Source organism: Scytonema millei VB511283 (assembly GCF_000817735.3).
Lineage (GTDB): Bacteria > Cyanobacteriota > Cyanobacteriia > Cyanobacteriales > Chroococcidiopsidaceae > Chroococcidiopsis > Chroococcidiopsis millei_B.
Genome location: NZ_JTJC03000002.1, coordinates 140275 through 162422 on the forward strand (window position 1 = coordinate 140275; position 22148 = coordinate 162422).

The 22148-nt window shown below is 46.7% G+C and carries 12 protein-coding genes; 8 read left to right on the plus strand and 4 right to left on the minus strand.

The genetic code is table 11. The annotated features are described in order from the left end of the window. The first annotated feature begins 70 nt into the window (after positions 1-70). From QH73_RS08290 to QH73_RS08305, 4 genes are all read left to right on the plus strand, one after another. Positions 71-1648 carry a helicase C-terminal domain-containing protein gene (locus QH73_RS08290; protein WP_039716794.1) on the plus strand — a complete coding sequence of 526 codons (1578 nt, stop codon included), beginning with the start codon at positions 71-73 and terminating at the stop codon, positions 1646-1648. Positions 1649-1878: 230 nt separating this feature from the next. Next, entirely contained in the window at positions 1879-2094 is a 216-nt protein-coding gene (locus tag QH73_RS08295) for a DUF2839 domain-containing protein (RefSeq protein ID WP_039716793.1), read from the plus strand. 436 nt (positions 2095-2530) lie between these two features. Continuing rightward, positions 2531-2875 (plus strand): DUF1815 family protein, encoded by a 345-nt coding sequence (locus QH73_RS08300; protein ID WP_039716792.1) that lies wholly within the window; start codon positions 2531-2533, stop codon positions 2873-2875. Positions 2876-3034: 159 nt separating this feature from the next. Next, on the plus strand, positions 3035-3811 hold the full coding sequence (locus QH73_RS08305; RefSeq protein ID WP_039716791.1) for an MBL fold metallo-hydrolase: 777 nt from the start codon (positions 3035-3037) through the stop codon (positions 3809-3811). A 99-nt stretch (positions 3812-3910) separates the two neighbouring features. Here QH73_RS08305 and ftsZ read toward each other — a convergent pair whose 3' ends face one another. Beyond that, positions 3911-5176, minus strand: a complete 1266-nt coding sequence (gene ftsZ / locus QH73_RS08310) for a cell division protein FtsZ (protein ID WP_039716790.1) — start codon at positions 5174-5176, stop codon at positions 3911-3913. 918 nt (positions 5177-6094) lie between these two features. Further along, on the minus strand, positions 6095-6925 hold the full coding sequence (locus QH73_RS08315) for a cell division protein FtsQ/DivIB (RefSeq protein WP_052290277.1): 831 nt from the start codon (positions 6923-6925) through the stop codon (positions 6095-6097). 204 nt (positions 6926-7129) lie between these two features. Here QH73_RS08315 and aroC point away from each other — a divergent pair, with 204 nt between their 5' ends. Beyond that, positions 7130-8221 carry a chorismate synthase gene (aroC, locus tag QH73_RS08320; protein WP_039716788.1) on the plus strand — a complete coding sequence of 364 codons (1092 nt, stop codon included), beginning with the start codon at positions 7130-7132 and terminating at the stop codon, positions 8219-8221. Between the two features lie 69 nt (positions 8222-8290). On the opposite strand, the gene QH73_RS08325 is transcribed toward aroC, so the two are convergent. Together QH73_RS08325 and QH73_RS27740 are read right to left on the minus strand one after the other, a co-directional pair. Next, complete coding sequence (locus QH73_RS08325) at positions 8291-8860, minus strand: vitamin K epoxide reductase family protein (RefSeq protein WP_236146944.1); 570 nt, start codon at positions 8858-8860, stop codon at positions 8291-8293. A 2-nt stretch (positions 8861-8862) separates the two neighbouring features. Further along, complete coding sequence (locus QH73_RS27740) at positions 8863-9096, minus strand: alpha/beta fold hydrolase (protein ID WP_201278050.1); 234 nt, start codon at positions 9094-9096, stop codon at positions 8863-8865. Between the two features lie 100 nt (positions 9097-9196). Here QH73_RS27740 and QH73_RS08335 point away from each other — a divergent pair, with 100 nt between their 5' ends. The 3 genes from QH73_RS08335 to QH73_RS08345 are packed head-to-tail and all read left to right on the plus strand — an operon-like array spanning position 9197 to position 22124. Beyond that, positions 9197-12742, plus strand: a complete 3546-nt coding sequence (locus QH73_RS08335; protein WP_039716786.1) for a non-ribosomal peptide synthetase — start codon at positions 9197-9199, stop codon at positions 12740-12742. Then, positions 12739-17856, plus strand: a complete 5118-nt coding sequence (locus tag QH73_RS08340) for a non-ribosomal peptide synthetase (RefSeq protein WP_039716785.1) — start codon at positions 12739-12741, stop codon at positions 17854-17856. Before QH73_RS08335 ends, QH73_RS08340 begins: the two co-directional genes overlap by 4 nt. After that, a complete protein-coding gene (locus QH73_RS08345; protein ID WP_039716784.1) occupies positions 17853-22124 on the plus strand; it encodes a non-ribosomal peptide synthetase in 4272 nt (1423 codons plus the stop codon). Before QH73_RS08340 ends, QH73_RS08345 begins: the two co-directional genes overlap by 4 nt. The last annotated feature ends 24 nt before the right edge of the window (positions 22125-22148 follow it).

The following is a 22148-nucleotide window of genomic DNA, read 5'->3' on the forward strand; positions in this document are numbered from 1 at the left end:
GTAGCTAACAAATACATAATAGGACTGGAATCGGGATGATAACTTCGCGCTAGGTAGAGAATAGAAGTCAGTGATTGAAGTAGAAGTACATTATTCCCTGCATAACTTCCTGCGATCGCAGGCAGAAGCTGCATGGTCGCATCATTTGACGATGGCGCGACTCGTAGCTAGAGCTTTGCGGCTCGGACGTAGTGCTTTGATTCAGGTGGGTGCTGGTTGCGGCTATCAGGGACGTTATCGCCTGAGCTATCTAGCGCCAGCTCTACTTTGGCAATCTCCGGCGGTGATAGTAGCAACAGAGGAAGTGCAACAGCGTCTCTTGCGAGTAGAAATTCCGCCTCTACAGCAATGGCTGCAAACGAATAAAAGTATTATCGTCGGCGATCGCTGGATTCATCCCGATTTTCAAGGTATTTTACTCATTACCCCTGCGGCTTGGCTGCAAGCTCAATGGGCGGGAACGGGCGATTTTCCCCCCAACATTCCGACACTAATTGATGGAGTGGACGATCTAGAAGACTGGGCGCGATCGCAACTAACTGTTAGCATTCATCCTGGTAACTGGGACGAATTGATGCTAGCTTATCCCGATCGGGCAGAAGTCATTCGGGAGGCGCGAGTCCAACTGACAAAAGCCGTTTTCCAACACCCAGCTAACCCCTACGAGAGCTATCTCATCTCCCCAGGGGAGCAAGAGATTTTGACGGAGCTATTTACTAGACTAGGAGACCAGGGAGCAGGGAGCAGGGAGCAGAGGGAGCAGAGGAGCAGGGGAGCAGAGGGAGCAACTACCAATTATCAATTACCTAAAAACTGGTATTTATTCCAACAGCGATCGCAAACACCAGACTGCTTGTTGTGGATGAGTCTAAACCGCTCTCAAGGCTTATTTTCACTCTACTGCGCTCCCGCAGAGGTGGCTTCGGCTCTTGCACCAATTTGGACTCGACAGCCTGTAGTCTTCATGGGTAGTGCCTTAGATCGAGAAACAGAGGCTACGACTTATCGCAAGCGCTTGGGTTTACCAGAAGAACTTACTTGTTTGAAATTTGCTGGCGATCGCCACAACGAATCAATTCAACTCTACACGCCAGAACGTTTTCCTTTACCCAATACCCCCCAATATCAACCCGCTTTGATGCGAGAAATTTATGCTTCGATTGGTGTGACAGTATCGCCAGGATTAACGATGATTTTAGTTGGCGATTTGCCTTTAAAACAGCAAATCGGGGCGCAATTAGCCGCAGAGTTTGGTTCGCGGGTACAGGTAGAAAAAACGAGTTTGGATGAGAATAGCATTCTCGTCAGCGGTTGGGATTTTTGGCAGCAGCATCAAGGTATCTTGCCAGTACCGCAACTCACAATTATTACAACATTACCCATACCATCTCTAGAGCATCCAATTGTGGCGGGTCGAGTCGAATACTATAAGCGATCGCGTCAAGACTGGTTTGCTCTTTATCTATTACCTGCGGCTTTAAATCAATTACAACGAGCGATCGCGCCTATGCGCGATCGTCAAGGAGTCGTAGCTTTACTAGATAGTCGCGTATTACACCGCAGTTACGGACAGCAGGTACTTGCAGCTCTCAGCCCTTCGGCTAGATGTAATTATTTAGATGCTAGTTTGTTTGCGAAAGAGGAGTGAGGAGCGAGGAGCGAGGAGTGAGGGAAAGAGAGTGGTGCGGGGTGTGGGAAGTGTGGGAAGTGTGGGAGGACACAAGGGAGAATTTTTGAGAGCGCTCTCCCTTGTCTTCCTACTCCCTGCTCTCTTGTCTTCCTTGTCCTCCCCCTCACTCCTCGCTCCTCACTCCTAACCCCTCTTTCTACGGTATGATTCAGAAATAAGGGGTTTATAGCTTTGGATGGAAGTGGATTATGGGAGAAGCAAAGCGTCGTAAAGCTGCCTTGGGAGATAAGTATGGTCAAGAAGCACAAATCTTTCCCTGGCTTCCCGTGAGTAAGAGTCAAGCACAGAAACTTACGCAGTGGAGTACTCGCATTAGTTGGATTGGTATTGGACTATTAGTTGCTTCCTGGGTCACAATTCGATTTATTGGACCCGCCTTTGGTTGGTGGCAAACTGTTGATTAGGATACAAATAGTAACTCACTCCTGAGACCGAGGAGTGAAACAACTGAATTCAGAGATATTAAGAGGACAGCTAGAGTATTCAGCTAGATCGAGCTAAATACTTAAGTTGTCCTTATAGTTTTCATAATTTATTCCTTTACGATTGAGAGCGAAGTCTTGCCTAGTTTCTAACATCTATTGCGTCTATTTTTCAGAAGTTGCAGGCATAAATCTTTAGATAATTCAATCTGGAATTTTTCTAAAACAGATTGTTTCAATACTGTAGGAGCGGCGCTTTTACTGTAACCTGTTCGGTACGTCTAGGAGGCAGATGAATTCGATCGCAAAGAAATGTTACAATTTCTCATCGCGATCGCCAAAATGCAGCGAAAATCTAAAGAAATTCTAAAGAAAACGAAAAAGGTTTACAATTAGATGTGGTGTTTGGAGGAAAAAAGTGTTTCTGAGATTGGCAGAGCAACACCGACAATACGTCCAAGATCTGGTAATGAACCTCCAAGCCTTGGCGATTGTACTAGAGCGGCGGGGATATCCTGCCTCTTGTTATACTTGCGGCGGACAAATGAGCAGTGCCTCATTTATGGTCAGTTTGGCAGATAATCATCTGATTCGGTTTTTGGTGTCCGATTACGGTATTACCTGGACTGAAATGAGAGACGATCGCGAACTCATGAAGTTGGAAGGTGCAGAGGCAATTAGTCAGTTACAAGAACTGGCTAATTTAGTCAAAAACTCTATCTCACCCAGTGAGTCGCCTAAGTTGATAACAAAGCGAGCGTAAGGAATTCGGAATTCGGAATTCTGAATTAACTAGTCAGAGATCGTAGTGGGAATTAGCTAACGGTTGAGGGTTGCCAGTTATTAATTATTGATTGTGAGTTGACAGCGTTTAATAACTGATAACTGATAACTGACAACTGACAACTGATAACTATTAAGTATGAAACTGACTAGAATCGATTTAAATAGCTGGTTATTAGAAATTGCTGGGCTGAGAGTGCTGATCGATCCGTGGCTGGTCGATCCGTTAGTTTTTTATGGGCAACCTTGGCTATTTTCCGCTTCTCATCTCCAGCCACTTGTTTACACGCCAGCTACATTACCAAAAATAGATTTAATTTTAATTTCTCAAGGTTTGGACGATCATTGTCACAAGCCCACGTTAGAAAAATTAGATCGTCAAATTCCGGTGGTAGCTTCGCCTACAGCAGCAAAAATCGTCAAGAGCTTGGGTTATACTGCCGTTTGTTCTCTTACACCGGGACAAACTGAGATTCTTGGTGCTTTAAATATCACCGCCGTTACAGGCGCGCCAGTTCAAGGTCAAGTAGAAAATGGCTATTTTCTCAAAGACGTGGAGAGTGGGGAGACAGTTTACTATGAGCCTCACTGGTTCCAGTCCGAGAAAGTTACAGCTCAATTTCAAGGTACGGTAGATGTAGCGATCGCCCCAATTATCGGACAGGTATTTCCACTGCTGGGACAGGTGATTATGGGATCGACAGAGGCAATGCATTTGATTCAAACTTTGCATCCCCGCGTTTTCGTTCCTACATCTTTAGGCGAGATCGAAGCTCGGGGAATTTTGCCGATGTTAATTCGATCGATTGGTAGTGTAGAAGAATTTAGCGATCGCTTAGCAGCTTCTGGCTTGAAAACTCAATTACTTCTACCTGCTGCTGGGGAAACTTTGGCGATCGAACCAATTAAATTGTAGATGTAGTTTCCTGAAACGCTACGCCGATAAGGGCGCACAGTTGTGCGCCCCTACCAAGAAGAATATATTCGATCCATAGAAAAGCAATCGCGATTTCCATCAACGTGAAGGTCGCCGCCGTTGCAAAAACTCGGGAATATCCAAGCCAGGTTTTTCTTTGTTGTCATTAGCTGATGGGGTTGACGGCGCTGGTGCTGTTGGGGATTTTTTAGCAATTGGTATACCTGGAGTCGGGGTAGTTGGTTGAGCATCAGCCTGATTGAACCCGGTAGCAATGACAGTGATTTTCATTTCTCCTTGTAGTTTGTCATCAATCACTGCACCAAAAATGATGTTGGCATTGGGATCGACAACTTCATAAATCGTATCTGCTGCCATATTCACCTCATGCAACGTCATATCGCTCCCACCAGTAATATTGATGACGACTCCTTTTGCTCCTTCAATTGACGACTCCAGTAAAGGAGAAGAAATAGCTGCGTTTGCTGCTTCTTTAGCACGGGTTTTACCAGAGCCGGTGCCGATCCCCATTAGTGCCGATCCTGCATCTGCCATGACTGCTTTCACGTCGGCAAAATCTACATTCACTAACCCAGGGATCGTGATAATATCGGAGATTCCTTGTACCCCTTGACGTAGAACTTCATCAGCAGTCAGAAACGCATCTCGCAACGCGGTCTGCTCGGAGATCACCGATAGCAGTTTATCGTTGGGGATCAAAATCATCGTATCAACTCGGTCTTTCAGTGCGTCTATCCCTTGGTGGGCTTGGTTAGCACGGCGACGACCTTCAAAACCAAAAGGACGGGTGACAACGCCTACAGTTAAAATACCCTTTTCCTTGGCGATTTCCGCCACAGTTGGTGCCGCACCTGTACCAGTACCGCCTCCCATCCCAGCAGTGATAAATACTAGGTCTGCTTCTCCTATAGCGTTAGCAATTTCATCTCGCGACTCCTCTGCCGCTTTCTCTCCCATTGCTGGATTGCCACCTGCTCCTAGTCCTCGCGTCAGCTTTTGTCCGATCTGTAGCTTTCTAGGTGCGGCGCTATGGGTCAGCGCCTGGGCATCAGTATTAATTGACCAAAACTCTACACCAGTCACCCCACTCTCAATCATGCGATTGACAGCATTGCCACCACCGCCACCGACACCGATAACTTTGATATTCGCTACCCGACTCGGAAGAATATTGCTATCGCTCAAGTTGTCCTCCCCAGTAGCAACTTCCCTGATGTAGTTTTGTCCGAGATGCAGCCCTGTACTGTTGAAGTCCCCAGTCGAATTCATGCCTGATGGAAAACTCGACCGCCCTGGAGATTGGGAGGCTTTAAGGGTAACGTCTATTTTACTGTTAAGTGTCATTGGAATCTAGGTGTATACGAACAACTTTTTTTAAGCGTGACGATTTGGATAAGAGTTTACTATAGGTTCGTTTTCCTATGGCTTATCCTCAGCAATTTCAGTTAAGGCATCGATGCTAACCTAACTTTGGCAGCGAACGGGCGAGCCTACTGCTGTTTTAAAGAGATTAGATAATTGGATGCACTATAGTTAACTTGAAATTGTTCTGTATAAACTGCTCGATGTGATACAAAGCAATTGCGACTGCTGATTTCTCGCTGCAAAGTTGTTTTAACTGAGGCTGCGGCAATTGTTGGCATCTTTAAAGCTGTCTCCTTTGTCTAGAACAAATGGTAAATAACACCGTATATTTTTACGCGATCGGGCAATAAACCGAATGCAATGCTTGTATTTCTTAATTTTTTAACAAAATCGAAGTTTTTTTCGGAGATTTTGCTGATATCAGCGAATTTTTCCTTACCTTTTTGCCAAAAAATCCAGCTATTCCACCGCGATCGCGGTGGAATGACTGAACTCTAGCCAGTAAAATCAATCTTTTTCATACTTGCCCCCTATCTGATCGATACATTTTGTGACAGCGAACGAATAAACTCGCGAATGACATCAGTTTTGGTTCTTTGGTGCTTTTTGCAGTATTGCTCCAATATAGACATCTCTGTGGTGGGAATTCTAATACTTAAGTGATTTTCTGACATAGGTGCTGCAACTTGCGCTACTCCGCAAGCAAGGTAATGCCTGCACCCATCTATATTCAAGCGTGATTCTACTGACAAGTTGCACTCAGCTTATTGATGATTCCAATTTACCTCAGTAGAATTACAGAGGATGTCTAAATATATTTAAGTTGTTTATACATATTTCATACATGTTTAAAAAACTTCTAATATATAGCATCAAATCATCTCATAAAAGTGGGAATTACTGTGGATTACTTTTGATTATTTTTGGATTTGTCGGTACGCTCTGGACTGAGCTTTCCTCAGGCTCTTTTTGATACATTTGTACTAAAGGAGCGGCAGGATTTTTCAAGTCTATATAGGCAATTTGGCGAGAATTAATTTGAGTTGAAATCGGACTCATTTGAGCCAAAACATGAAGTTGTTTGGTTAATCGTTCGCTATAAGGACCGAGGTGGACGGTTCCTATTTCAGTTTTGAGAACGAGATTGCGTGGATCTTGACAATCAATTTCCAAAACTTCAATCCCGCTTTGACCGATTTTTTGATAAAGGGAACTCCAGTAGGGGCGATAAGTTTCTGGCGAACCCAAAACTTTTAACTGAGGCTTGAGACGCTGCCGGACTTGGGCAGGGTAAGATTCAAATGGAATCCACGCACCCTGCGAGTCGAGAAAGCCAACAGATGCTTTGGAGTCGGGAGTAGAACTATTGGGAATCAAACGGGCGATCGCTACAGCTACGGGCGTGCGTTCTTGCACTTGGACGATTAAACTAGGAGGAAAGAGTCGGCGAGCCACCTTAGCATCGGCAATCGGAGGGTAGGACTCTAAAGTTTGAGCGATCGCCATTGGCGAAATTTGCAGCAGCGATTGAGGATATGCTAGGGCTAGGCGCGAAACAATAACTGGCTTAGACAACAAACTGTTACCTTCAATCGCCACTTGCCGATTGTCGCGTAACACCCAATTAGGTCGTGTCATTGCCCAAACTGTAATAGCCAAAAGCCCTGATAGAGATAGTGTCTGCCAAATAGCCTTTAGTACCTGCCCAAAATCGCGATCTCGTCTCATTTCGCTCTCCCCGTCAACTCGCGCTGACATATTAGCGCAAGTTAGTGAGTAGTGAGTAGTGGCTAGTGGCTAGCATCTGAGTTCTTCATCTAGTCACCAGTCACCAGCCACTAATCACCGATCGCTGATAAGTGAAAAAAATCTCCTACATCTAAAGCTTCAGAATGTGATACAAAAATCAACAGTTCCTCACAACACAGCATCATGGGCAATACCTTCGGACATTTATTTCGGGTGACGACTTTTGGCGAATCGCACGGTGGCGGTGTGGGAGTCGTCATTGATGGATGTCCGCCACGCTTGGAGATTTCCGTGGAGGAAATTCAGTGGGAACTCGATCGCAGGCGACCAGGGCAAAGTAAAATTACCACACCCCGTAAAGAGGCTGATAGCTGCGAAATTTTGTCGGGGATATTTGAGGGAAAAACACTAGGGACCCCAATCTCGATTTTGGTGCGCAACAAAGATACCCGTCCCCAAGATTATGACGAGATGCAACAAAAGTATCGCCCTTCCCATGCCGATGCTACTTATGATGCTAAATACGGGATTCGTAACTGGCAAGGCGGGGGACGTTCTTCAGCTAGAGAGACAATTGGCAGAGTTGCAGCAGGGGCGATCGCTAAAAAAATCTTACATCAAGTTGCTGGGGTAGAAGTTGTTGCTTATGTTAAGCGCATCAAAGATTTAGAAGGCGTTATCGATCCCAGCAGCGTAACTCTAGAACAGGTAGAAAGTAACATTGTCCGCTGTCCCGATCCCGAATGTGCCGATCGCATGATTGAATCGATCGAGCAGATTGGCAGACAAGGCGATTCTGTTGGTGGTGTTGTCGAGTGCGTGGCGCGAAACGTACCGAAAGGTTTGGGTTCCCCAGTATTTGACAAACTAGAAGCAGATTTAGCTAAAGCTGTCATGTCTTTACCCGCTACCAAAGGCTTTGAAATTGGCTCTGGGTTTGCAGGAACTCTGATGACAGGTAGCGAACACAACGACGAATACTATACAGATGAAAATGGAGAAATTCGCACTGTTACCAACCGTTCTGGTGGGGTACAAGGAGGAATTTCTAACGGCGAGAATATTATTTTACGAATTGCTTTTAAACCAACAGCGACAATTCGCAAAGAACAAAAGACAGTCACAAATGCTGGGGAAGAGACACTATTAGCAGCCAAAGGTAGACACGATCCCTGCGTGTTGCCCAGAGCTGTACCGATGGTAGAGGCAATGGTAGCTTTGGTACTATGCGATCACTTACTGCGACATCAAGGTCAATGTAGCGTATTAAGTTAACAAAAGTCAAAGGTCAAAAGTCAAAAGTCAAAATCAACCACTCACAAATGACCAATGACCAATGACCAACTACCGCGTATTACTTGCCTTTACATCCTCGCGACGACCGAGTAGAGTTCGAGTTGCAGCCATAACTTCTGGTGCGGCAAGTATTATCGATACCAGCGAACAAAATGTTGCCACCTGGCAATATTCGCACAATGCTTTGTTCTCGCTCCATTCTTCCCGCGCTAGTTCGAGCGAAAGGACTCCATCGAATAAGAGTTTAACACCCATTGCGATCGGTAGTAGAGGATTGCGTCTGGCGCGGTCTATACCCCCAGCAGAAGCTATCCAGGCTGTGAGGGCGTAATTAAGTGTCATCAGGGGTCCATCGGGCGAATTGAAGCGACTGTAGGCATAATTAGAAGCATCTACGCGGTCTGCATCAAAAAGCTGTTGTCCTGGAGGATCGGGTAGGTGGCTGACGATTCCAGTTTGGTAGAGTGTAACGAGTTGTCCCATTGCACCACCCAGCGTAGATAAACCAATAATCCAGCGCCGACGAGTCATATCGGGGCTTTGTCCTTGACGCAGTTCTTGACTTAGTTGTTGTGGTTCCATACGGACGCAATCCTCAGCAAATAAATTGCTTCCCATTCTCAGCAAGCAACTTGGTGCGTACCACATACCATAGAGGTAGTTATCATCAGATATTCTGGGAACAAACGACAGAATCTAAGTATGGTCATGCCACCCATGCTGTGTCCCAGCAAAATCGCCCGTTTGTCTCCCGCTAGAGATAAAACTGCTTCTAAGTCACGCGCATATTTGAAGAAGCTTAGCAATATTAGATTTGAGCGCGTATTTTTGCAGTCATGGTAGCTTTTGTTCAAGAAGCTGCATGAAATAGCTCTATCTCTATCTCAGTGCAGATAAATTGTATACTCCATCTTTGTTAGATAGAGTCAGCCGATCGCGCAGGCAGATTCGTCAATGACTTCAATAGGATCGCTCGATAACATTTCTGAGGAAGTCTTTGTTTTTCCGGCATCGTTTGCACAACAACGGCTTTGGTTTCTCGATCGCCTATTTCCTGCTACTTCGTTTTATAATGTGCCGACGACGGTTCGTCTATCGGGCGTGCTTGATTTAAAAGCGTTAGAAGAAAGCTTTAATGAAATTGTCCGCCGTCACGAAATATTGCGTACCAACTTCGGAGTGCAAGAGGGGCAACCCGTACAACTAATTACGCCCCATTCAAAGGTATTCCTGAAGATATCCGATTTACAGCAGTTGCCGGCAAGCGAACGGGAAGCAGCAGCGCAACAGGCGATCGCGCGGGAGATCCAGCAGCCTTTTAACCTGGATCGGGGTTCTCTGCTGCGAGTAATGCTGCTACAACTAGACGAGTCAGAGTATGTTTTGGTCATCAATCTGCACCACATCGTTTTTGATGAGTGGTCGATCGCGATCCTAATTCGAGAACTAGAATTGCTCTACTCTGCTTTTAGTAGGGGTAAACCTTCCCCTTTGCCCGAACTGTCAATTCAATATGCTGACTTTGCCCACTGGCAACGACAATGGTTGCAAGGGGAAGTGCTAGAATCGCAACTATCTTACTGGCGATCGCAGTTGCAGAATTTATCCGTTCTAGAGGTCGAGAGCAATCGTTGCCGTCCAAAAGAACGAGGCGATCGGGGAGCAATTGAGTTAATAGAGTTACCACAAGACTTATCTCAAGCACTTTTGGCACTGAGTCATCAAGAAGGCGTAACGCTGTTCATGACATTACTAGCAGCGTTCCAAGTATTGTTATATCGCTATACAGGGCAGACCGATATAGCTGTAGGATCGCCAATCGCCAATCGCAATCGGCGGGAATTGGAGGATTTAATCGGCTTTTTTGCTAATAGTTTAGTTCTACGCACCGATCTATCAGGTAATCCCAGCTTTCGCGAGTTGCTGGCGAGAGTGCGACAGGTGACGGTAGAAGCCTACGCTCATCAAGATTTACCCTTTGAGAAGTTAGTAGAAGAGTTGCATCCAGAACGTCAAGGAAGCCGCAACCCATTGTTTCAAGTGGTATTTGCGCTGCAAAACGCACCTATAGAACAGCTAACGCTACCTAAACTCTCGCTCTCTTCCTTCAAAGTGGAAACAACAACCGCTCGGTTCGATCTAGAGTTTTATCTATGGGAGTGCGCCGAAAACTTTAGGAGTTTGTGGGGTGACGGGTGGCAGCAGTCGGAGGGATTGCGTGGTGTTTTAGTTTACAACACCGAGCTGTTTGAGCCAAGTGCGATCGCGCGGATGCTCACTCATTTCCAAACGTTATTAACCGGAGTCGTTACCGATCCCGACACAAATTTAGCAGATCTACCGATTTTGAGCGCCGCAGAGCAGCATCAATTAGTAGAGTGGAATCAAACTGGACGTAGTTATCCAGAGCGCTGCATTCACCAATTGTTTGAACTTCAGGTAAAACAAAGTCCAAATGCGATTGCAGTTAGCTTTGGAGAGCGGCAATATACTTATCATGAGTTGAATAGTGGTAGCAACCAACTAGCGCATTATTTGCGAAAACTAGGTGTAGGTTGCGAAACTCTGGTAGGTATCTGCATGGAACCTTCTCCAATGGCGATCGCTTCTTTACTAGGTATCCTCAAAGCCGGAGCAGCTTACGTTCCTCTAGATCCTACCTATCCCCCCGATCGCTTGCAGTTCATGGTGGAGGATGCTCAAGTATCTGTGCTGGTGACGCAACAAGCATTAGCCCCCCTTTTTAAGCTCAGTTGGGGAGATCGGAATTTAAAGATTGTTTGTTTGGAAAAGGATTGGGAAGCGATCGCACTTGAAAGCGAGCAGAACCCAAGCGATCGAACAACCGTAGATAACCTTGCCTACGTAATTTATACTTCTGGCTCCACGGGAACCCCAAAGGGCGTAGCAGTATCCCATCGAGCCGTAAATAGATTAGTATGCAACACCAACTACATCACCTTAGAACCTGGGGATAAAGTCGCTCAATGTGCCAATCTGTCATTTGATGCAGCAACCTTTGAGATTTGGGGCGCACTGCTAAATGGAGCGCAATTAGTGGGGTGCGATCGCGAAGTCATGCTTTCTCCCCAAAAGTTTGCCCAAGAGATTCGACAACAGGAAATTAGCATCCTATTTTTGACAACTGCCTTATTCAATCACATGGCGCGGGAAGTACCTGACTGTTTTCGTTTGCTGCGCTACTTGCTATTTGGGGGTGAAGCAGTTGATGTCAGGTGGGTCAAAGCAGTCAAGCAGCACGGCGCACCCGCACATTTGCTGCACGTATATGGACCGACTGAAAACACTACATTTACTTCCTGGTATGAAGTGCAAGACGTACCAGAAGCAGCAACATCAATTCCGATTGGTCGTCCTGTTGCTAACACTCAAATTTACCTACTAGATGCCCACCTAAAACCCGTACCTATTGGCGTTACAGGAGAAATTTACATTGGTGGCGATGGATTAGCAAAAGAATATTTGAATCGTCCTCAGTTGACGGATGAACGGTTTGTCTGTAAGAGTCGGGAGTCGGGAGTCGTAGGGGCGGTTTTTTTTGAAGATCCCTGTGAAAATCAAAGATTTCTGCAATTAAACCCGCCCGTACAGGAGTCGGGGAACAGAGCAGAGGAGCAGAGGAGCAGAGGAGCAGGGGAGAGTAATAACCAACCACCAACTACCAACTACCAACTACCAATTACCAATCGCCTCTACAAAACCGGAGATCTCGCCCGCTATCTTCCTGATGGCAATCTCGAATTTGTTGGTCGTACTGACGCGCAAATTAAGTTGCGAGGTTTTCGGATTGAGTTGGGCGAGATTGAAACAGTCTTGAAGCAGTATCCAAGTGTAGAAGAAACTGTTGTTGTGGTGCGGGAGGATGGGAGTAGCGATCGCCGTTTGGTTGCTTACATCGTTCTCAACACGAAGAGATCCCCCCAACCCCCCTTAAAAAGGGGGGCTAGCGAATTTTCTCCTTCGCAAGGCGGACTAGGGGGGATCGGGGCAAATGAATTCCCTCCTTCTCAAAGGGGACTAGGGGGGATCGGCGATCTGCGAAGCTTCCTCAAAACAAAACTGCCAAATTACATGATGCCTTCCGCTTTTGTAGTCTTGAAGGCTTTGCCTCTAACACCTAACGGCAAAGTAGATCGGCAGGCACTTCCCTCACCCGATTTTACTTCTGTCGATCTACCAACTCTTGCACCGCGAACGTCGGTTGAAGCTCAGTTAGCGCAGCTTTGGGCGGAAACGTTGGGGCGACAAGTAGGTATAAGCGACGATTTTTTTGAGTTGGGCGGACATTCGCTCTTAGCTACACAATTAGTTTCGAGAATACGCGATCGCCTTGGGGTAGAAGTGCCACTGGGAGTTCTATTTGAAACACCAACGATTGTAGCGATCGCGCAATATATTGATACGATCCGTGGCGCAGATCGGTTACAAACGTCTGAGGCTGAGACATCCGCTCAAAATCGCGAGGAGGTGGAATTTTGACAAGTATTGAGTTCTTAGCCTACCTCCGCTCTTTAGATATTCAGCTTTTCGTTGAGGGAGAAAGCTTGCGCTGTAACGCTCCTGAAGGGGTATTATCCCCCCAGTTACGTGCAAAAATTGTCGATCGCAAATCTGAGCTGATCGCCTTGCTGCACCAAGCAAATGCTCAAATCGATCGCTCTCCCCAGTTGGTAAGAATATCGCGCGATTGCTCTCTACCTCTGTCATTCGCTCAGCAGCGATTGTGGTTTTTGGATCGCTTAGTACCTAACAACCCTTTTTACAACATACCTTTTTCAGTTCGGCTGCAAGGGAAACTTGACTATGTGGCTTTAAAACAGGCTTTTGGGGCGATCGTCGATCGTCACGAAGCCTTGCGTACCAACTTCGTCAAGCTGGACGGGCAACCCGTTCAGATCGTTGCTGAAAAAGTCAATTTATCTCTGCCTGTTGTGGATTTGCGGCATTTACCCCCAAACGAACGACAACTCACAGCCCAGCAAATCGCTACAGAAGAAGCCCAACAGCCATTTAACCTAGCGACCGATCTGCTACTGCGAGTGAAATTGTTGCAGTTAGATGCAGCTGAATACGTCCTGTTGCTGAATCTACACCACATTGTTGCCGATGGTTGGTCGCTGGGGGTACTGGTGCGAGAACTGGGATTACTCTACACTGCTAAGAGTGAAAGCAAACCTTACCCATTACCAGAATTGCCGATCCAGTATGCCGATTTTGCCTATTGGCAACGGCAATGGCTGCAAGGGCAAGTATTGGAGTCTCAACTGTCCTACTGGCGATCGCATCTGGCAGATCTACCGATTCTGAATCTTCCCACCGATAGAACTCGCCCTGCCGTACAAACCTATCACGGTGCAACACAAAGCCTAAAGTTACCAAAAACTCTCACCCAGTCCCTAGAAGCCCTAAGTCAGCAAGCAAGCGTAACTCTGTTTATGACCTTGCTAGCAGCATTTCAAACGTTGCTACATCGCTATACCGGACAAGAAGATATTGCCGTTGGATCGCCCATAGCTAACCGCAAGCATAGCCAAATAGAGCCATTAATTGGCTTTTTTGTCAATAGCCTAGTGCTGCGCGTCGATCTCTCCAACAATCCCACTTTTCGAGAGCTACTGGAACGAGTGCGACAAGTGACATTAGGAGCCTATGCCCATCAAGACTTACCTTTTGAGAAGTTAGTAGAAGAGTTGCACCCAGAGCGAGACTTGAGCCGCAACCCTTTGTTTCAAGTCGTCTTTGCGCTTCAGAATGCCCCGATGCAACCCTTAGAGTTACCTGGGTTAACGTTGAACCCATTGAAGTTTGACGTGACTACCACGCGATTCGATCTAGAGTTGCATTTGTGGGAGTGCGATCGCGGGTTGAATAGTTTGTGGGAAGGATCGGTAGATGGACTGAGCGGTTTCGTAGCATACAACACCGATCTATTTGATGCATCCACGATCGCTCGAATGCTAGCTCACTTCCAAATCTTGTTAGAAGGCATAGTTACCAATCCCGATACACGCATTGCCAACTTACCCCTATTGAGCGCAGCAGAATACCATCAATTGTTGGTGGAATGGAATCAAACTAGCTGCGATTATCCAGAACGGTGCATTCATCAGTTATTTCAGGCACAAGCAGCGCAATCGCCCGATGCTGTTGCTGTTGTTTTTGCCGACGAGCAACTAACTTACCAGCAATTGGATCGACGTGCCAATCAATTAGCGCACTATTTACAACAATTAGGCGTGACTTCTGAATCCCTAGTAGGAATTTGTAGCGATCGCTCCCTAGAAATGGTAGTAGGTATACTGGGCATTTGGAAAGCAGGCGGAGCTTATATTCCCCTCGATCCAAATTATCCCAGCGATCGCCTAAAGTTCATGCTTGACGATACTCAAGTGGCGATCGTGCTAACCCAGAGTTCTTTAGCCCCCCTTTTGAAGGGGGGTTGGGGGGATCGGACTGAGCCTGGAAACGAAGAACCAGAATTAGCCCCCCTTTTGAAGGGGGGTTGGGGGGATCGTCTAATCTGCCTAGATACTGACTGGGAAACCATCGCCACCCACAGCGATGAAACACCCAACATCAGCGTAACAACAAATAACCTAGCTTACGTCATCTACACCTCTGGCTCGACCGGAAAACCGAAAGGAGTTTTAGTAGAGCATCGAGGACTATGTAACGTCGTCCAAGCTCAAATTCAAATATTCAAACTACAACCAAAAAATCGGATTCTACAATTTAGCTCCCTCAGTTTTGATGCGTCTGTCTTTGAAATGTTACTAGCGTTTGGAGTTGGCGCTAGCCTTTACATCCCTCCTAAAACAGCCCATTTACCAGGAGCCGAACTAATTCAATTCTTACAAGACAAGGCGATCGATACTACTATTCTCCCCCCTGCGGTTCTAGCAGTTTTACCAGCAGCAGAACTGCCCACTCTTCAAACAGTAATTTCTGGCGGTGAAGCTGTTAAACGCGAAATTGTGCAGCAATGGGCTGTAGGTCGTCGCTTTTTTAACGCCTATGGACCAACAGAAGCAACAATCTGGGCGACAGTTGCTCAGTTAGGTGCTACTGATAATAATGACAACAAGCCATCCATTGGTCGTCCCATTTCTAACACCCAAATCTATCTTTTAGACTCTCACCTCCAGCCCGTACCAATTGGAGTCGTTGGCGAATTGTACATTAGCGGTGATGGGTTAGCACGGGGCTATTTAAATCGTCCCCAGTTGACGGATGAACGGTTTGTCTGTTTAGGGAGCAGGGAGGACAATTCAATTCACAATTCACAATTGATAATTCACAATTACCAACAACCAACTCCCAACTCCCGACTCCCGACTCCCGACTCCCGTTTATATAAAACCGGAGATCTCGCCCGCTATCTTCCCGATGGCAATCTTGAATTTGTCGATCGCATTGATAATCAGGTAAAAATTCGGGGATTTCGGATTGAATTAGGCGAAATAGAAACACTACTGCTGCAACACCCAACAGTCCGAGAGGCTGTGGCGATCGCCCATGAGAATGCTACAGATAAGCGTATAGTCGCCTACATCGTACCGCAAGACAGAGATTCCCATAGATTCACTACTAGCGATCGCCAAAATTTTTCTTCCCCGACTCCCGACTCTCTTGTACGGGCGCACAGCCGTGCGCCCCTACCGATTCCCCCTCTAGAACAGCAGTTGCAGCACGAGCAAGTTAAGCAATGGCAAAATCTTTACGACCAGACTTATCATCAGCCTGCGACAAACAGCGATGCTACTTTCAACATCGTAGGCTGGAATAGTAGCTATACGAATCGACCCATTCCAAAAAAGCAAATGCAACAATGGGTGAGCGATCGCACTCAGCAGATTTTGAGTTTGCAGCCTCAGCGGGTATTAGAAATTGGTTGCGGTACGGGTTTATTGCTGTTTCAAATTGCGCCACACTGTACTGGGTATTGGGGAACTGATTTCTCATCTGCATCCATTGAATACATCGAGCAACAGTTGGCAACTCAACCATTGCCTCAAGTAAAGTTACTTCAGAGGATGGCGACTGACTTTGAAGGTCTAGAGGCAAATAGCTTTGATGCAGTGATTCTCAATTCGGTCGTGCAGTACTTTCCTAGCGTAGATTATCTCCTGCAAGTGCTGGAACAAGCAATTCACACTGTTGCCCCTGGTGGCTTTGTCTTTATTGGCGATGTACGAAGTCTCCCCTTGTTGTCAGCTTTTCATGCTGCGGTTCAATTGGAGCGGGCAGATAATACCGTAAGTCGAGAGCATCTGCAACAGCAGGTACAGACGGCGATATTTCAGGAGACGGAACTGGCGATCGATCCTGCTTTCTTTCACGCTTTGAAACAGCATTTGGAACGGATCGGTCACATCCAAATTCAGCTCACACGCGGTCGATATTGTAATGAATTAACTCAGTTTCGCTACAACGTAATTTTACATATTGAATCAAATTGCTCCTCTTCTCATGGGCAGTTAGAAGGATCTCATTGTCCCCCTTTTCAAGGGGGGTTGGGGGGATCTTCATGCCCACCTTTCCAAGGGGGGTTGGGGGGATCTCATTGCCCTCCCCAAGAAGAGTTAGCAAGATCTTTATGCCCCCCTTTCCAAGGGGGGTTGGGGGGATCTTCATGCCCGCCTTCCCAAGAAGGGTTAGGGAGATCGTCCCAACTGAATTGGACTCAAGACAATTTAAACCTTGCCCAGGTGCGCGAGCATTTAGTTAAAACTCAGCCAGCAGTACTCAAGATTACAGGAATTCCAAATGCCCGTGTCGTAGGAGCAGTCAAAACGGCTCAATGGCTAGAAGAAGCAACGCAAGCACCCAAAACCGCAGGCAAAATGCGCGAAGCATTAGAACAAGTAGCATCATCGGGTATTGAACCGGAAGATTGGTGGGATTTAGCGGCAGAACTGTCTTACACTGTTGACGTGAGTTGGTCAAATGCAGATAGTACGGGATGTTATGATGCTATCTTCCAGCATCAATCCGCCACAAAAAATAGTGCGTTATTGCCTTTTCAACAGCAGGTGAATCCAACTCGTCCTTGGAAAACTTACGCTAACGATCCTTTACAGACACAGTTTGCTCGTCACCTGATTTCCCAACTGCGAAGTGACTTAGAGCAAAACTTACCCCAGTACATGATACCTTCTGCCTTTGTAGTATTAGAAGCACTACCCCTGACACCGAATGGCAAAGTCAACCGTCGCGCCCTTCCTGCACCAGAGTTGATAAAACAATGGGGGGCTGACGATACACCGCGATCGCCCATCGAGCAGAAACTTGCGAATATTTGGGCTGAACTGCTAGGACTCAAGCTTGTAGGACTGCATGACAACTTCTTCCAGTTAGGGGGGCATTCGCTGCTAGCAACTCAACTAACTTCCCGTATCCGCGATGTATTCGGTGTAGAGTTACCTTTACGCAGCGTGTTTGAGTCACCCCAAGTCGCCCAACTTGCCAAAGCGATCGCCCATTTACAGAGCAACCAGCCGCAACAAACGCCCCAGATTGTTCCTCTTTCTCGCGACGCTCATCGTCGCCTGCGATCGTCCCTCAACCGCGATAAAGAGGAAGGCGATCGTTGAATACCAATCCTGTCTCGCACGCTGAATTTGTCTTTCCGGCATCGTTCGCCCAGCAGCGATTGTGGTTTCTTCACGCCTTAGCGCCTGGAAATCCCTTCTACAACATCTCGGCTGCGATTCGCTTGCACGGACACCTCAACATTACTGCCTTAGAGCAAACATTTAACGAAATCGTGCGCCGTCACGAAGCTTTACGAACAAGATTTGAAATGTCAGATGGACAACTGCATCAAGTTGTGGTAGACAGTGTGAGTGTACCTCTCGCTATTGTAGACTTACGTACTTTACCTGCAAGCGATCGCGAAGCAGCCGCAAGACAACAGGCGATCGCGCAATCTCAGCGCCCCTTCAACCTGAGCGCAGATTTGCTGTTACGGTTGACAATCTTTCAATTAGATGCATCTGAATACATCCTACTATTGAATCTGCACCACATTATTGCCGATGGTTGGTCGATCGGCGTGCTGGTGCAAGAACTCGGCACGCTCTACACTGCCTTTAGTAGTAATAAATCTTCTCCTCTAGCAGATTTGCCCATTCAATATGCTGACTTTGCCCACTGGCAGCAGGAGTGGTTGCAAGGGGAAGTGTTGGAGTCGCAACTGTCCTACTGGCGATCGCAGTTAACCGATCTTTCGGTTTTAAATCTTCCCACTGACAGAGCGCGCTCAGCAATTCAAAACTACCGAGGTGCGACACAAAATTTTCAGCTATCAAAAAATCTCACTCAGTCCCTAGAAGCTTTCAGTCAGCAATCAGGTGTTACCCTGTTCATGACTTTGTTGGCAGCATTTCAAACATTGTTATATCGTTATACGGGACAAGAAGATATTGCCGTTGGATCGCCCATAGCTAACCGTAACCGCCCCGAAATAGAGCCATTAATTGGCTTTTTTGTCAATAGTCTAGTGCTGCGAACACATTTATCAGGCAACCCTACTTTTCAAGAATTACTGGGACGAGTGCGGGAAGTGACGCTAGGAGCCTATGCACATCAAGATTTACCCTTCGAGAAGTTAGTGGAGGAGTTGCACCCAGAACGCGACTTGAGCCGCCATCCTCTATTTTCTGTGGCGATCGCACTGCAAAATACGCCGATTACAGCTTTAGAATTACCTGGACTCGCTTTAAGTCAGTTTGAGTTTGACAACGGTACGAGCAGATTAGATTTAGAATTTCATTTATGGCAAACTCCAGCAGGATTGCAAGGGCAGATAATTTACAGTACCGATCTATTCGATCGCAGTACGATCGTCCGAATGCTAGGACATTTTCAAACCTTACTCGAAGGAATTGTTGCCAATCCAAATCAACGACTGGTAGACTTACCAATTTTGACAGCAGCAGAACGGCAGCAGCTATTAGTGGAATGGAATCTTACTCAGCAAGATTACCCGTCGCAGTGCATTCATCAATTATTTGAAGCTCAGGCAGATAAAACGCCAAACGCGATCGCTGTTGTCTATAAAGACGAGCAATTAACTTACCAAGAATTGAACTACCGTAGCAACCAACTTGCAAGCTATTTGCAAAAACTTGGAGTTGCGCCAGAAGTCAAAGTTGGTATTTGCGTAGAGCGATCGCTGTTAATGATGGTGGGCATTTTAGGCATTCTGAAAGCTGAAGGAGCCTATGTCCCTTTAGATCCTACCTACCCCTCAGAACGTCTCAAGTTCATGTTAGAGGATGCCCAAATAACTATCCTACTAACACAACAATCCTTAGCCCCCCTTTTGAAGGGGGGTTGGGGGGATCTTCAATCCTTAGCCCCCTCTTCGGAGGATTGGGGGGATCTTCAATCCTTAGCCCCCTCTTCGGGGGGTTGGGGGGATCTTCAATCCTTAGCCCCCTCTTCGGAGGATTGGGGGGATCTTCAATCCTTAGCCCCCCTTTTGAAGGGGGGTTGGGGGGATCTTCAACCACTCTACCTCGATCGCGATTGGGAAATCGTTGCTCAACAGAGCGGGGAAAACATAAACAGTGGTGTAACTGTTGCCAATCTTGCCTATATAATTTACACTTCAGGCTCGACCGGACAACCCAAAGGAGTTTTAGTCGAACATCGCGGACTGTGCAATCTAGCTCAAGCTCAAATCCAAACCTTCGACCTAAAATCAGAGCATCGAATTCTCCAATTTGCCTCCCTGAGCTTTGATGCTTCTGTCTTCGAGATTGTCATGGCATGGGCAGTAGGAGCAACCCTATATCTAGTGCCAGAAGCAGCACGTCTAGGATCGGAGTTGATTTCGTATCTCAAAGATCGTGCCATCACTCATGCTACCCTTCCGCCTGCCGTACTGAAGACTTTATCACCCACTCAATTGCCAGCCCTGCAAACTCTGATTTCTGCTGGAGAAACTTGTTCGCCGGAAATTGCAGCCCGTTGGGCAAGCGATCGCCATTTCTTCAATGCATACGGGCTGACGGAAACAACTGTTTGGTCTACGATTGCCCAAGTCAGCGATCGTAAAGGTACAACTATCGGTCGGGCGATCGCCAACACTCAAATCTACATCCTCGATGCCCATCTCCAACCCCAACCCATCGGTATTCCAGGTGAAATATACATTGGCGGAGTCGGTTTAGCAAGAGGCTATTTGAATCGTCCTGATTTGACTGCTGAACGGTTTATCTATGGAAATCATAGGGGCGCACAGCTGTGCGTCCCTACTCCTGACCATCGGCTGTACAAAACCGGAGATCTTGCCCGTTACCTAAGCGATGGTAATCTTGAATACCTTGGACGCATCGATCGCCAAGTGAAAATTCGCGGCTACCGCATTGAATTGGGAGAAATTGAAAGCCTGCTATTACAACACTCAGCAGTAGAAGAAGCTGTAGTTTTGGCACAGGAAGATCGGTCGAGCAACTATCGTTTAGTTGCTTATATTGTTCCTAATATAGAGACTAATTTATCAAATTCAAAATCCAAGTTGCGCTGGAAGCGCACCAAAGGTGCGACCCAAAATCCAAAATCGGACGAGTTGCGCTGCTTTCTCAAGCAAAAATTACCAGACTACTCGATCCCTTCAGCTTTTGTAGTGCTGCCATCCCTACCACTAACTCCTAATGGTAAAGTGGATCGAAATGCCTTAATGAAGTCTAATATCAGTAGTCCAGAGCGTCTTTTTGTTACTCCTAAAACTGCTACTGAAGCAACCTTAACAACACTTTGGGCAAATATCCTGAAGCTTGAGCAAGTGGGTATTGAGGACAACTTTTTTGAATTAGGTGGAAATTCCCTGCTGGCAGTCCAGTTATTGGAGCAGGTAGAGCGGCAATTCGAGCAAAAACTACCATTGTCCGATCTCTTTGGTGCGCCAACTGTTGAGCAATTCGCGCCGCTGATTCAGAAATGGGAAAAGCCTAAACGTAATTCTAAGCGATCGCTCCTTGTGCCACTCCAGCCTCTAGGTTTTAAACCGCCATTCTTCTGTATTCACCCAATTTTCGGTGTTGTTCTGCCATACCACGAGTTGGCGCATCATTTAGGAACCGAACAGCCATTCTACGGACTGCAACCTTTTGGGATGGACGGTTTACACCCACCATTAACCAGCATTGAGGAGATGGCAACTGGCTACATCGAGGCAGTGCGTCAAGTTCAACCGCATGGTCCTTATCAGCTAGGTGGTTGGTCTTTTGGCGGCTTAGTTGCCTATGAGATGGCGCAACAGTTACACCAAGCAGGAGAGCAAGTGAGTCTTTTGGCAATATTAGATACGATCGCTCCTATTTCTAGCAATCGAGTTTCCTGGGGCGATGGTTTGAAATTTCTCCTGACAACCGTACCTGCTTCTATTTATCCTTTTGTTTTAGAATACTGGTCGCTGCTTCGCGATCGCCTGGCGCATTCTAGAAACGATAATAGCGATCGCCTACGCACTTCAAATCCAATTTCTACAATGAAAAAAATTCTGACTCCGCACGCATGGCTATCTTCCCTAGAACGAACAACTATTAGCCATCTCCTTCCACGATCGGCTGTTTTACGAATGCTGGACGAGTTAACCATTCATCGACTGATGAAGATTTTTTCTGCCAATAGCCGAGCTACCTTGAAGTATACACCTCGACCTTACCCTCAAGCGATCGCCCTATTTAGAACTACCGAATTGCAAAAAAAATCTCACGACCCAACTTTAGGTTGGAGTCAATTGGTAAGATCGGGCGTGCAAGTTCACCACATTTCTGGTAACCACTTGACTATGCTGCAAAAGCCTCACGTCCGAGTGCTTGCCGAACACTTACGCAGATATCTGGCATAACGCCAAACGAGATAAACGAGTAGC

What these genes read in the sequence shown, in the direction of transcription:
- ftsZ (WP_039716790.1), bottom strand. Translation starts at nt 5,176, where the DNA reads ATGACACTTAACAGTAAAATAGACGTTACCCTTAAAGCCTCCCAATCT.
- QH73_RS08305 (WP_039716791.1), top strand. Translation starts at nt 3,035, where the DNA reads ATGAAACTGACTAGAATCGATTTAAATAGCTGGTTATTAGAAATTGCT.
- QH73_RS08325 (WP_236146944.1), bottom strand. Translation starts at nt 8,860, where the DNA reads ATGGGAAGCAATTTATTTGCTGAGGATTGCGTCCGTATGGAACCACAA.
- QH73_RS08295 (WP_039716793.1), top strand. Translation starts at nt 1,879, where the DNA reads ATGGGAGAAGCAAAGCGTCGTAAAGCTGCCTTGGGAGATAAGTATGGT.
- QH73_RS08335 (WP_039716786.1), top strand. Translation starts at nt 9,197, where the DNA reads ATGACTTCAATAGGATCGCTCGATAACATTTCTGAGGAAGTCTTTGTT.
- aroC (WP_039716788.1), top strand. Translation starts at nt 7,130, where the DNA reads ATGGGCAATACCTTCGGACATTTATTTCGGGTGACGACTTTTGGCGAA.
- QH73_RS08315 (WP_052290277.1), bottom strand. Translation starts at nt 6,925, where the DNA reads ATGAGACGAGATCGCGATTTTGGGCAGGTACTAAAGGCTATTTGGCAG.